We start from the raw sequence: 12,880 nt of genomic DNA, 5'->3' as shown, positions 1-12,880 counted from the left end.
CCTGCTCCGTGCGGGTCAGCGGAGAGGGGTCAGCTGCGCGATGCCCACGTGCTCCGTGCGGGTCAGCGGAGAGGGGTCAGCTGCGCGATGCCCTCCTGCTCCGTGCGGGTCAGCGGAGGGGGGTCAGCTGGGCGATGATCGGGCGATGGTCGCTCCCCGCGCCGTCGCGGTCCTCGACGACGCGGAAGCCCGTGACCGCCCAGCCCGGCGTGGCCATGATGTGGTCGATGGGCGTGCCGAGGAGCGCGGGGATCCCGGTGGGCCAGGTGCCGACCGCGCCGTTGCCGGAGGCGCGCGCGGCGTCCACGCACTTCCCGAGGTCGGTGACCTGGTCGCGCTCGGTGGGGGTGCCGCCGTATCGGCTCATGTGGTCGAGCGTCGCGTTGAAGTCGCCCGCGATGATCACGTTGCCCTCGTCGCAGCGCTTCCCGAGCCAGGCGAGGTCGGCCCGCCAGTTGTCCATCTGCTCGGGGACGGGGGAGACGGGGTGCACGGCCATGATGACGGGGCCCTTCCCGTCCACCGGCTCCATGATGACGGTGGGCAGCACGCTCGTGGTGCCGCGCGACTCGTCCATCCGGTAGTCGCCGTAGGCCGCGCTGATGAGGATGGTGGTGGAGCGGGCCGCGGCCACGTCGTCGAAGGCGGCGGTCCGGACCCACATCGGCCGTCCGGCCTCGCGCATGAGCACGGCGATCTCCGCGCCGGTCTCCTCGCGCGTCTCCGGGAGCGTGATCACGTCGGCCCCGGACTCGATGGCCAGGTCGGCGACCGCCCGCGCACCCGTCGCGCCGCCGAGCGTGTTCCACGAGAGCACGGTGACGTCGTCGTCCTGCGCCTCCTGGAAGGCCGAGTCGCCGAGTCCCCGCGTGGCGAGCACGGCCGAGTTGGCGCCGATGAACAGCACGAGCAGCACGGCGACGCTCCCGAGGAGGCGACGGCCGGGGCGGATCACGAGGCCGAGGACGAGGGTGAGCACCAGCACGGCGGCCGTCGCGGCGACGAGGCCGCCGCGGATGGCGACGGCGTGGGCGACGAGGTAGGTCTGCTCCAGTCCGAGCAGCTGCGGCCAGGTGACGAGGAGGAGTCCTGCGGCCGTGATGAGGATGACTGCTGCTCCGACGACCCGACCCATGACGTCCTCCACACTATGGCGGCTCTCTGGGAGAGCGCCGCCGCGAGGCCCGGCTGGACGGGCCTTCGCGGACCGCGACCTAAGATGGAGGGATGCCGGAGGAGCAGCCAGGTCCCATCGACCTGCACACGCACAGCTCCGTCTCGGACGGCACCGAGACCCCCGTCGAGCTCGTCGCGCAGGCCGCGTCCCAGGGCCTCTCGGCCGTGGCGCTCACCGACCACGACTCCACCGCGGGCTGGGACGATGCCTCGGCCGCGGCGCTCGTGCACGGGATCACGCTCGTCCCCGGGATGGAGATGAGCACCCAGCTGGAGTACGCCAGCGTCCACGTGCTCGCGTACCTCTTCGATCCCGAGGACGCGGACCTCGCGGCGATGACCGCGCGCGTCCGTTCGGAGCGCATGACCCGCGCCGAGGCGATGGTGGGCCGCATCTCCCGCGACTACGACCTCACCTGGGCCGACGTGCTGGCGCAGACGACGCCCGGCAGCACCATCGGCCGGCCGCACATCGCCGACGCGCTCGTCGCCCGCGGGCACGTGCCGACGCGCACGGCCGCGTTCGAGAGCATCCTGCACTGGCAGGGCGGCTACTACCGTCCGCACTACGCGCCGGATCCGATCCTCGGCGTCGAGCTGATCACGGCGGCGGGCGGCCTCGCCGTCCTCGCCCACCCGGGCGCCCGCGGGCCCGAGCGCGTGCTGTCGGACTCGCGCATGACCGCGCTCGTCGCCGCCGGGCTCTTCGGCGTCGAGGTGCGGCACCGCGACAACCCGCCCGCGTCGCGCGTGCACCTCACGGAGCTGGCGGCGCGGTTCGGGCTCGAGATCACGGGGTCGAGCGACTACCACGGCGCGGGCAAGCCGAACCGCCTCGCGGAGAACACCACGGATCCCGCGGTGCTCGCGCGCATCGTGGAGCGCGCCACCGGCTGGGCGCCCGTCGTGCCGGTGCCCGCCGCCTGATCCGCGGCCCGGTCGGCGCGGGGCCCGCACGCGAGAGGGGCCGCATCCGATGGATGCGGCCCCTCTCGTGCGCTCCGTGCGCGCGGCGCTAGGACGTCGCGGTGGGGCGCTCGCCGCCCGAGCGGCGACGGCGGTTGCGCGAGCGCGGGCGGGTCTGGCCGTCGGCGTGGGGCGCGTCGTGGCCGCCGGCCGTGTTGGGCTGCTCGCTGCCGATCGTCGCGGTGGCGTCCGCGGGCGCGGTGGCGGTGGCAGACGCGGTCGAGGTGCTGCGGCTGCGCGAGCGGTCGCGGTCGCCGCCGGCGGGACGGCTGCCCGAGCGGTCGCCGCCCCGGTCGCCGCCGCGTCCGCCGTCACGGCTGCCGCCGCGTCCGCCGTCGCGACCGGAGTCGGATCCGCGGCTGCCCGGGCGCTCCCGGGGGGTGCCGTCGGGGTTCACCGTGGGGGTCGCGCGCAGGCGGCCCTTCGACCCGGCCGGGATGTCGAGGTCCGTGAAGAGGTGCGGCGAGGAGGAGTACGTCTCGGTGGGCTCCGGCTGGCCGAACTCGAGGGCGCGGTTGATGAGCGCCCACTTGTGCAGGTCGTCCCAGTCGACGAACGTGACCGCGATGCCGGTCTTGCCCGCGCGGCCCGTGCGGCCGACGCGGTGCAGGTACGCCTTGTCGTCCTCGGGGATCGTGTGGTTGATCACGTGGGTGACGTCGAGCACGTCGATGCCGCGCGCCGCCACGTCGGTGGCGATGAGGATGTCCTTCTTGCCGGCCTTGAACGCGGCCATGGCGCGCTCGCGCTGTTCCTGGTTGAGGTCGCCGTGCACGGCGGCGGCGTTGAAGCCGCGGTCGTTGAGCTCCTCGACGAGGCGGGCGGCGGCGCGCTTGGTGCGCGTGAAGATGACGGTCTTGCCGCGGCCCTCGGCCTGGAGGATGCGGCCGATGACCTCGTCCTTGTCCATGTTGTGCGCGCGGTAGACGAGGTGGCGGATGTTGGCCTGCATGAGGCCCTCGTCGGGGTCCGTCGCGCGGATGTGGATCGGCTTCGTCATGAAGCGGCGGGCGAGCGCCACGATCGGGCCCGGCATGGTGGCCGAGAACAGCATCGTGTGGCGGACGGCCGGGGTCTGCGCGAACAGCCTCTCGATGTCCGAGAGGAAGCCGAGGTCGAGCATCTTGTCGGCCTCGTCGAGGACCATCTCGCGCACGTTCTGGAGCGAGAGCAGGCGCTGGCCCACGAGGTCGAGGAGACGGCCCGGCGTGCCGACGACGATCTGCGCGCCGGCCTTCAGCTGCTCGATCTGGCCCTCGTACGCCTTGCCGCCGTAGATGGAGACGACGGTGGTGGCGCGGTGCTTGGTGGCGATCTGGAGGTCCTCGGTGACCTGGACGGCGAGCTCGCGCGTCGGGACGACCACGAGCGCCTGCACGCCGGGCTCCGGGGTGAGGCCGAGCCGCTGGATGAGCGGGAGGCCGAAGCCGAAGGTCTTGCCGGTGCCCGTCTTGGCCTGGCCGATGATGTCCTGGCCGGCGAGCGCCAGGGGGATGGTCTGCTCCTGGATGGGGAAGGGTTCGAGGATGCCGTGGTCGGCGAGCGCCTGCACCATGTCCTCGTCGATGTTCAGTTCGGTGAAAGTCACGTTGTGCCCTGTCTAGCGGTGCGGTCCACGCCCGGACTGCTGCTCTGCGGGCGCGATGGGGCCCTTCCGTTGAGGGACCACGGGCGAGTTTAGCGGGCGGGCGCCCGATGGCCGCCTCCGCCGCCCTATACGCTGGCCACGTGCTCAAGATGTTCGGACGCCGGTCGACGACGATCGAGGCGCCCCGGGTCAGGTCCCGCGGCGAGTCGAAGCGTCGCTCGCCGGCGACGACCGTGAGCGTGGACGACTTCTCGCCCGACACCCTCCGCTTCCTCGGCGCCGTCGCGTACCTGCAGCTCACGGTCTTCGAGACGCTGTCGCGCGCGGTCACCGAGGCGCCCGACCTCGCCGGCAAGGAGGCCGTCTCGACGGCCGCCGGGATCGCGCTCGGCAAGCACCAGGCGCTCGCGGCGGAGATCAAGCGGCAGGACGGCGACCCGAGCGTCGTCATGGAACCGCACCGCGCCGCGTTCGACCGGTTCACCGCGACCGTCGCGGGCGCCGACTGGTACGAGTGCCTGCTCTCCGCGTACATCACCACGGGCCTGCTCGACGACTTCTTCGTGCGTCTCGCCTCCGGGCTGCCGTCGGACCAGCGCCAGCGCGTCGTGGTCCTGCTCTCCTCGGGTGTGGGGCAGCAGGGGATCGTGGACGCCGTGCGCGCCGGGATCCGCCGCGACCCGCGCCTCGCCTCGCGCCTCGCCATGTGGGGCCGACGCCTCGTCGGCGACACGCTGCTCGTCGCGGGGACCGCGATGCGCGCGTCGCTCGCCGACCCGGACGACGCCCGTGTGCACCTGGAGCCCGTGTTCGCCGGCATCATCACCGCGCACACCCGTCGGATGGACGCGCTCGGCCTCACGGCCTGACGCGCGCCGCGGGTCGGCCCGCACGTGACGATGCCCGATCCCTCGAGGGACCGGGCATCGCGCTGAGCGGTGGGTCGTCAGCCGCCGATCGCCGCCAGGTCGCGGGCATCAGCGGAGGAGCGCCGACGTCCCACCAGCAGGTCGGCGCCCGCCGCGACGAGCGCGGAGATCGCGAGCGTCGCGATCCAGATGACGCCCTGGTCCCAGCGGAGGCCGGCCCACGTGAGCACGACCCACGCGACCATGGCGGACGTCGCGCCGACCGCCGGGATCAGCAGCGCGCCGTGCGTGGCGCGGTGGGGCAGCGCGTAGCGCGCGACGAGGCCGATGAGGGCGCCGAAGAGGGCGACGAACAGGAGCTCCACGAGCGTCGGGCTAGCGGACGAAGCCGATGCGCGGGGCGTCGGCGCTGCCGAGCTCCACGTAGGCGAGGTGGGCGGTGACGGCGAGGTGCGTGGCGCCCTTGTCGTCGGTGAAGGAGAGGAAGGGCGAGGAGTCGCGGACGGCGTCCGTGACGGTCCGCTGGACCTCCTCGGGCGTCTGCTTGGTGGTGAAGGAGAGCTCGCGGGCGGTGTTGACGAGGCCGATACGGATTTCCACGGGAGGTGCCTTTCGATGCGTCGGATGCGACGGTGCCCCCTCAGGCTAGGGCACCCGGATGCGCGGCCCCGCGGCGTTCACTGAGGGCGGACGGGTGGGTCGTCGGCCGCGGTCGATCCGCGGATCCGCCGCCGTCGGGGGCCGCCGGTAGCGTGGGCACGTGACCATCAGGGGATTCCGCCAGCCGCCCGTCTCCGCCGCCGACGGCGGGGTCCCCGCGGTCACGCTCGACCCGTCGCAGCGCGCCGTCGTGGAGCTGCCCGTCGGGGTGAGCGCCGCGGTCATCGGCGCGCCGGGCTCGGGCCGCACCACGACGCTGCGCGAGCTCGTCGCCGACCGGATCCTCGCGCGGGGGCTCGACCCCGCCGAGGTCCTCGTGCTCGCCCCGTCCCGCGCCGCCGCCACGCGCCTGCGCGACGAGCTCGCGCTCCGGGTCGGGGTGCCCACGCTCGGCCCGCTCGCGCGCACGGCGACGTCCGTCGCGTTCGAGGTGCTCGCGCGGCGCGCCGCGGAGACGGGCACCGAGCCGCCCCGGCTGCTCACGGGCGCCGAGCAGGACCAGATCATCGCCGACCTCCTCACCGGGCACGAGGAGCGGGGCACGGGGCCCGCGTGGCCCGATCCGCTGGGCGTCGAGGTGCGGCGGCTGCGTGCCTTCCGCACCGAGCTCCGCGAGCTGCTCATGCGCGCGACGGAGGAGGGCGTGCGTCCGGACGCGCTGGCGGAGCTCGGCCGCGCGCACGACGTGCCCGAGTGGATCGCGGCGGCGGAGTTCGCCCGCGAGTACGAGGACGTCGTCGACTCCTTCCGCGGCGACCACCTCGACAGCGCGGAGCTGCTCGCCGAGGCCGTGCTCCTCGTGTCGCGGGGGGAGGCGCTCACGGGGATCCGGCTGGTCGTCGCCGACGACCTGCACGAGGCCACCGTCGCGACCCTCTCCCTCCTGCGCGTCCTCGCGGCCCGCGGCGCGGACGTCATCGCGTTCGGCGACCCCGACGTCGCGGCGGCCACCTTCCGCGGGGCGGAGGCGTCCGCGCTCGGGCGCCTCTCCACCGTGCTCGACCTGCCCGGCGTCCGCACGCTCGTGCTCGACCGCGTGCACCGACAGCCGCCGGCGCTGCGGGCGCTCACCTCGGCCGTCACGGCCCGCATCGGCGCGGCCGGCGCGGGGCGGCAGCGGCAGGCGGGATCCGCGCCGGGCCTCGTCGACGACGCCGACCCCATCCAGGTCATCGAGGCGCCCACGCGCGCCCTCGAGCTCGCCCGCCTCGCGCGCCGGCTCCGCGAGGAGCACCTGCTCGGCGGCGTGCCGTGGGCGCGCATGGTCGTGCTCGTGCGGTCCGGATCCCTCGTGCCCCAGGTCGCCCGCAGCCTCGCGACCGCCGAGGTGCCCACGCGCACGGCCGTCGCCGGGCGCGCCCTCCGCGACGACCTCGCCGCGCTCGCCCTCATCCGCGCCGTCGACGTGGTGCTCGGCCGCGTGCCGCTCACGCCGGACATCGCGGCGGAGCTCGCCACGGGTCCGCTCGGCGGCCTCGACGGGGTCGCCCTCCGCCGGCTCCGCCTGGCGATGCGCCAGGAGGAGCTCGCGGGCGACGGCCACCGCTCGAGCGACGAGCTGCTGGTCGAGGCGCTCGCCGCGCCCGGCCGCCTCGAGACGCTCGACCTCGCGCCCGCGCGTCGCCTCGCGCGGCTCGCCCGCACGCTGCAGGGCGCGCGCGAGCTGGCGTCGTCCGACGGCACCATCGAGGAGCTGCTCTGGCACCTGTGGGAGGGCTCGCGGCTCGCGTCGCCGTGGTTCGAGCAGGCGCTGCAGACGGGAATCGTCGCGGATCAGGCGAACCGCGACCTCGACGGCGTCGTCGCGCTGTTCACCGCGGCCCGGCGCTTCGTCGAGCGGAACCCCGGCCGTCCCGCGTCCGACTTCGTGGAGGAGCTGCTCGGCGCCGAGGTGCCGGAGGACACGCTCTCGCCCCAGCCCCTCGCCGACACGGTGCTCGTGGCCACGCCGTCCGCGGTCGTGGGCGCGGGCTACGAGGTGGTCGCGGTCGCCGCGCTCCAGGAGGGCGTGTGGCCGAACCTCCGGCTGCGCGGATCCCTGCTGCACCCCCAGCGCCTCTCCGCGGTCGCGCGCGGCCTCGACCGGGCCGACGTCGACGAGCGCGCCGAGGTCCTCGGCGACGAGCTGCGGATGCTCGCGCTCGCCGTCTCCCGGGCGTCGCGCGTCGTGGTGCTCAGCGCCACCGCCAACGACGAGGAGGCGCCGTCGCCGTTCCTGCGCCTCGTGCCGCCCGCGCCCGGCCGCGCCGAGGCGGAGGCCGGCGCCGAGGCGGGCCGGGTCGCGGAGGACGCGCCCGCCGCACTGCGGATCCGCCCGGACCACCCGCTGTCGCTGCGCGGGCTCGTCGGCGCGCTCCGGCGCGAGCTGGCCGTCGTGCACCGCGACGCCGTGCTCCTCGACGACGGCCGCGTCGTCTCCGGCGACCGCACCGCCCGCCGACCCGCCGACGCGACCCGGGAGCGGGGGCTCGCCGCCGCGTCCGCGCTCGCTCGCCTCGCCGCGGAGGGCGTGACGGGCGCGGATCCGGCCGAGTGGTACGGCCTCCGCGCGCCGTCCACCACCGAGCCCGTCGTCGACCTGACCGATCCGGAGGCCCGCGTGCCGGTCTCCCCGTCGCGGCTCGAGGCGTTCGAGCGCTCGCCGCTCAACTGGTTCATCGACCAGGCGTCCGGCGGATCCACCAGCACGGCCATGGGCATCGGCACCATCGTCCACGCGGTCATGGAGGAGGCCAGCCTCGATCCCGACGCCGACCTCCGCCCGCCCGCACTCGAGGCCCGCCTCGACGCGCGCTGGGGCGAGCTGCCCTTCGAGTCGCCCTGGGTGGGCGAGCGCGAGCGGCGGCAGGCGGGCGAGCTCATCGCGGGCGTCAGCGGCTACCTGCGCGACTTCGCCGCCGACGGCGGGCGCATGCTCGCGGCCGAGGGCGGCTTCGAGCTCGAGGTGGGCGTCGCGCGCCTGCGCGGGAAGATCGACCGCATCGAGCTGACCGAGGAGGGGCAGGTGGTCATCGTCGACCTCAAGACCGGCCGGCACTTCCCGACCCGCGCCGAGATCCCCGCGCATGCGCAGCTCGGCTCGTACCAGCTCGCCTTCGTGGAGGGCTCGCTCGAGGACGTGCCCGCGGGCGCCCCGTCCGGCGGCGCGAAGCTGCTGTACGTCTCGGGCGGCACGCGCGGTCTGCCGTACCGCGAGCTGCCGCAGGAGCCGCTGACCCGCGAGGAGCTCGACGGGTTCAGGGCGCGCATCGCCGAGGCGGCCACGGGCATGGCGGGCGCGACCTTCGACGGCACGCCGGACCTGGGGGAGCGGGATCCGGGATCGGCCAGGCGGTACCGCATCCACCTCGTGCGGGCGGTGTCGGCGTGAGCGGCGTCGGGACGACCGATGCGGCGGGCGGCGGCAAGGTCAGCGCGCGGCGCATCGCGGAGACGCTCGGCCTGCCGAGCCCCACGGAGCAGCAGCGGCGCGTCATCGAGTCGCCGCTCGAGCCCGGGCTCGTCGTCGCGGGCGCCGGCAGCGGCAAGACGGAGACGATGGCGAGCCGCGTCGTCTGGCTGCTGGCCAACGGGCACGTGGGGGTCGAGGAGATCCTCGGGCTCACGTTCACGCGCAAGGCCGCGGGGGAGCTGGGCGTGCGGATCCGCGCGCGCATCGAGCAGCTGCAGGAGGCGGGCCTCGCGGCCGTCCCCGCGGACGCCTTCGCGACCCCTACCGTGCAGACCTACAACGCGTTCGCGAACGGCATCTTCCGCGACAGCGCGACGCTCATCGGCCGCGAGGCGGAGTCCGTGGTGCTCACGGAGGCGTCGGCGTGGCAGCTGGCGCGTCGGCTCGTGGTCGAGAGCACCGACCCGCGGCTGCTCGAGCTCGGGCGCGGGGTGGATCCCATCACCCAGGCCGTCATCTCGCTCAGCCGGGCGATGAGCGAGAACGTCGCGGACCCCGCCGAGGTCGTGCGCCTCGCGGGATCGTTCACGGGCCTCGCGGAGCTGCCGTTCGGATCCGCCCGCATCAGGAAGGCGCCGGCCGCAGAGGCGGTCGCCGCCGTGGGCGCGCTGCCGCCGCTCGCCGACCTGGCGGTGCGGTTCCAGGAGGAGAAGACCCGGCGCGGGCTCGTGGAGTACAGCGACCAGGTCGCCTTCGCGCTCGCCATCTGCGAGCGCGTGCCGCAGGTCGTCGCCGAGCACCGGAAGCGCTTCCGCGTGGTGCTGCTCGACGAGTACCAGGACACCTCCGTGGTGCAGACCCGGCTCCTCTCCACGCTCTTCGGCGGCACCCCCGTCATGGCGGTGGGGGATCCGCACCAGTCCATCTACGGCTGGCGCGGCGCGAGCGCCGCGAACCTCGCGCGCTTCGGCGCCGACTTCGCTCCCGCGGGCGCCGCCGCGGCGGACGTGCCCGTCTACGCGCTCTCCACCAGCTGGCGGAACCCGGGCGCGGTGCTCGGCGCCGCGAACCGCATCGTCGAGCCGCTCACCGCCGCGTCGCGGATCCCCGTCGCCCGGCTCGAGCCCCGGCCCGACGCGGGCGACGGGCGCCTCGACGTCGCCTACGAGGAGACGATCGCGGACGAGGCCGCGAGCGTCGCCGCGTGGTTCGCCGACCGGCTCCGGCAGCGGGGATCCGACGGGCGTCCGCGCTCGGCCGCGATGCTCTGCCGCTCGCTCAAGACCATCGAGCCGTTCACCACGGCGCTCGCCGACCGCGGCGTGCCGTTCCGCGTGCTCGGGCTCGGCGGCCTCCTCGACCAGCCCGCCGTCGTCGACCTGGTGTGCGTCCTCCGCGTGCTGCACGACCCCACCGCGGGCAGCGAGCTCGTCAGGCTCCTCACGGGCGCGCGCTGGCGCATCGGCACGAAGGACGTCCATGCGCTATCCCGCGTCGCCTCCTGGCTGATGTCGCGGGATCACGCGCAGAAGCCGCTCGCCGACGAGGTGCGCGACGGCCTCCGCGCCTCCGTGGTGCCGGACGAGGTGGGATCGGTCGTCGACGCCCTCGACTTCGTGGTCGATGCCCGCGACGGCCACAGCGCGCTCGCGGGCTTCAGCGCGGAGGGCCTCGCGCGCCTCCGGGCCGCCGGCCGCCAGCTCCAGGTGCTGCGCTCCCGCGTCGGGCTCGACCTCGTCGACCTCGTCACCGTCGTCCAGCAGGAGCTGCTGCTCGACATCGAGGTGGCCGCGAACGAGACGGATCCGCTCGGCCGCGCGAGCCTCGAGGCCTTCACCGAGCAGGTGGCCGGCTACCTCCAGGGCGACTCCGCCGGCACGCTCGGCCCGTTCCTCGCCTGGCTCGCCGAGGCCGAGCGCCGCGACAACCTCGCGCCGCGCACCGAGGAGCCGGAGCCCGGCACGGTGCAGATCCTCACGATCCACGGGTCGAAGGGCCTCGAGTGGGACGTGGTCGCGGTGCCGCGCATGGTCGAGGGCGAGCTGCCCGGCACGCTCCGCGAGAAGCGGGGCTGGGTCGCGTTCGGCGCCCTGCCGTTCGAGTTCCGGGGCGACTCCGCCGAGCTGCCGTCGCTGGCCTGGCGCGGCGTGGAGACGCAGAAGGAGTTCGCCGAGGCGATGGAGGCGTTCGGCGAGGAGCTCGAGGAGCGCAACGCCGCCGAGCAGCGACGCCTCGCGTACGTCGCCATCACGCGCACGCGATCGGACCTGCTGCTGAGCGGCTCGTTCTGGTCGACGCAGCAGAAGCCGCGCGGGCCGGGCGCGTTCCTCCGCGAGATCCAGCAGGTGGGCCTCATCGCGCCCGACGCGCTCCCCGAGGCGCCCGAGCTCGAGGAGAACCCGCTCGAGCCAGGATCCGCCCGGGTCGCCTGGCCGCTGCCCCCGCTCGGGCCGCGCGAGGCCCGCGTGCGGGCGGCTGCCGAGGCCGTCGCGGTCGCGGACCCGGAGGCGGAGACCGTCTGGACCCGCGACATCGACCTGCTCCTCGCCGAGCGCGACGCCCGCGCCCGGGACGCCGAGCTCGTCGACCTGCCCACGCGCATCCCGGCGTCCCGCTTCAAGGACTTCGTGAGCGACCCCGCGGGCGTCGCCGCGCGCCTGCGCCGCCCCATGCCCGAGCGCCCCTACCGGCAGACCCGACTCGGCACGCTGTTCCACGGCTGGGTCGAGGCGCGCTACGGGCCCGCGGGCACGGCCGACGTCATCGACGCGTCGGGCGTGGAGCTCGACGATGATCCGACCGAGCCGCCCGTGGAGACGGAGGACCTCGACCGGCTGCGCGCGACCTTCGAGGCGAGCGAGTGGGCGAGCCGGAAGCCGGAGGAGGTGGAGGTCGAGATCCACATGGAGCTCGCCGGCCAGGTCGTCATCTGCAAGATCGACGCGGTGTTCCTCATCGACGGGAGATACCGCGTCGTCGACTGGAAGACCGGCCGCACCCCGAAGGACGCGGCCGACCTCGAGCTCAAGCAGCTGCAGCTGGCGCTCTACCGCCTGGCGTTCGCGAAGTGGCGGGGCATCGACCCCGACCTCATCGACGCGGAGTTCTACTTCGTGGCGGACGACCGGTCGCTGAAGCCCGAGCGGCTCTACTCCGAGGAGGACCTCGTGGCGCTCTGGTCGGGCGCGCGCACGCCGGAGCCGTCGCGGGCACCGTCGGGGGAGACGGTGGGCTGAGGCCGGGAGTCGAGCATCTCCTCGACCTGGTCGACGTCCATCACGGGCAGCGTCTCGTGCGCGATGCGCTGCCCCTCGTCGGCGCGCACCGTGTCCACGAGCGCGCTGAGCATGTTGACGGCGTCGTCGACGATGCCCGGGTTGCGCGTCTCGGTGCCGTGCAGCAGCCAGCGGGCGATCTCCAGCTCGGCGTAGAGGAGCGCCCGCTGCTTGAGCTGGCGGTCGACCGTGACGTGGTGCGCCTCGTTGTAGGCGCGGAAGACGCTCTCGGCGACGTGCTCGGCGCGCGCGCCCAGCACCCAGTGCAGGTCGTGCGCGGGGTCGGCGACGCGCAGCTCCGACCAGCCGATCATCCCGGTCACGTCGTCGCCGTCGACGAGGAACGAGGACGCCTGCACGGCGCCGTTCACGACCGCGGGCTGGAACTGCCAGAGCGACGCGTCGTCGAGCGCCTCCTCCCAGCGGCTGAGCAGGAGGCTCGGCACGAGCGCGGTGGCCGCGGCCCGGTCGATGAGCGCGGCGGTCTGGCTGTGGATCTCCGCCGCCGAGAGCACGGGCAGCCCCGCGTCGGCGACGAACCCGGTCGGCAGGCTGTGCACGGCGGAGACGGCGGCGCCGATGGAGCGCGCGAGGCCGTCGCCCGCGGGGATCTCGTCGAGCGAGATGACGCGGCCGGGCACGTACCCGTAGACGAACCCGCGGGTGGGCTTGATGGGCGCCTGCCCCAGGAACTCCGGCACCTGGAACGGCAGCCGGGAGCGGATCCCGGTGCTCAGCGCACGCAGCGCCACGAGGTCGGCGGACTGCTCGGACTCGGCGGCCTGCGTGGTCGGGACGCGCACGAGGAGCGCGCGGCCGTCCCGCGTGGAGAGGAGCGCGGAGTCGAAGTCGCCCGCGCCGCCGGCCGTGAACGGGGTGCTGCGGACCACGTCGAGCCCCGAGACGGCCGAGGTCGCCAACGCGGCTAGAGTGAGGTGGGATCTGGCCATGCCTT

General features: G+C 74.9%; 9 protein-coding genes. 4 read left to right on the top strand and 5 right to left on the bottom strand.

Annotated features, from left to right (window positions below; all coding sequences use genetic code 11):
* Positions 1-109: 109 nt before the first annotated feature.
* Complete coding sequence (locus ITJ44_RS03365) at positions 110-1,135, bottom strand: endonuclease/exonuclease/phosphatase family protein (RefSeq protein ID WP_194633341.1); 1,026 nt, start codon at positions 1,133-1,135, stop codon at positions 110-112.
* 92 nt (positions 1,136-1,227) lie between these two features.
* On the opposite strand from ITJ44_RS03365, the gene ITJ44_RS03360 reads away from it, so the two are divergent.
* The gene (locus ITJ44_RS03360) at positions 1,228-2,103 is read left to right on the top strand and encodes a PHP domain-containing protein (protein ID WP_194633340.1); all 876 of its coding nucleotides are present in this window, start codon (positions 1,228-1,230) and stop codon (positions 2,101-2,103) included.
* A gap of 88 nt (positions 2,104-2,191) precedes the next feature.
* On the opposite strand, the gene ITJ44_RS03355 is transcribed toward ITJ44_RS03360, so the two are convergent.
* Positions 2,192-3,730 carry a DEAD/DEAH box helicase gene (locus ITJ44_RS03355; protein ID WP_194633339.1) on the bottom strand — a complete coding sequence of 513 codons (1,539 nt, stop codon included), beginning with the start codon at positions 3,728-3,730 and terminating at the stop codon, positions 2,192-2,194.
* Positions 3,731-3,879: 149 nt separating this feature from the next.
* On the opposite strand from ITJ44_RS03355, the gene ITJ44_RS03350 reads away from it, so the two are divergent.
* Positions 3,880-4,599: a ferritin-like fold-containing protein gene (locus ITJ44_RS03350; RefSeq protein WP_228494651.1), complete on the top strand. Its 720-nt coding sequence runs from the start codon at positions 3,880-3,882 to the stop codon at positions 4,597-4,599.
* Positions 4,600-4,676: 77 nt separating this feature from the next.
* Here ITJ44_RS03350 and ITJ44_RS03345 read toward each other — a convergent pair whose 3' ends face one another.
* Together ITJ44_RS03345 and ITJ44_RS03340 are read right to left on the bottom strand one after the other, a co-directional pair.
* On the bottom strand, positions 4,677-4,964 hold the full coding sequence (locus ITJ44_RS03345; protein ID WP_194633337.1) for a hypothetical protein: 288 nt from the start codon (positions 4,962-4,964) through the stop codon (positions 4,677-4,679).
* 10 nt (positions 4,965-4,974) lie between these two features.
* Entirely contained in the window at positions 4,975-5,199 is a 225-nt protein-coding gene (locus ITJ44_RS03340) for a DUF3107 domain-containing protein (protein ID WP_194633336.1), read from the bottom strand.
* Positions 5,200-5,359: 160 nt separating this feature from the next.
* Here ITJ44_RS03340 and ITJ44_RS16110 point away from each other — a divergent pair, with 160 nt between their 5' ends.
* Positions 5,360-8,629, top strand: coding sequence for an ATP-dependent DNA helicase (locus tag ITJ44_RS16110; protein WP_194633335.1), 3,270 nt, complete (start codon positions 5,360-5,362; stop codon positions 8,627-8,629).
* Positions 8,626-11,886: an ATP-dependent DNA helicase gene (locus ITJ44_RS03330; RefSeq protein ID WP_194633334.1), complete on the top strand. Its 3,261-nt coding sequence runs from the start codon at positions 8,626-8,628 to the stop codon at positions 11,884-11,886. The genes ITJ44_RS16110 and ITJ44_RS03330 overlap by 4 nt, the downstream gene beginning before the upstream one ends.
* Here the strand turns inward: ITJ44_RS03330 and ITJ44_RS03325 are convergent.
* The gene (locus tag ITJ44_RS03325) at positions 11,799-12,875 is read right to left on the bottom strand and encodes a phosphotransferase (RefSeq protein ID WP_194633333.1); all 1,077 of its coding nucleotides are present in this window, start codon (positions 12,873-12,875) and stop codon (positions 11,799-11,801) included. The genes ITJ44_RS03330 and ITJ44_RS03325 overlap by 88 nt on opposite strands.
* Between the last annotated feature and the right edge of the window lie 5 nt (positions 12,876-12,880).

Origin of the sequence: Clavibacter sp. VKM Ac-2873 (genome assembly GCF_015351075.1) — a bacterium.
In the GTDB taxonomy this organism is placed as follows: Bacteria; Actinomycetota; Actinomycetes; order Actinomycetales; family Microbacteriaceae; genus Clavibacter.
This window is presented reverse-complemented; position numbering and strand designations above follow the sequence as displayed.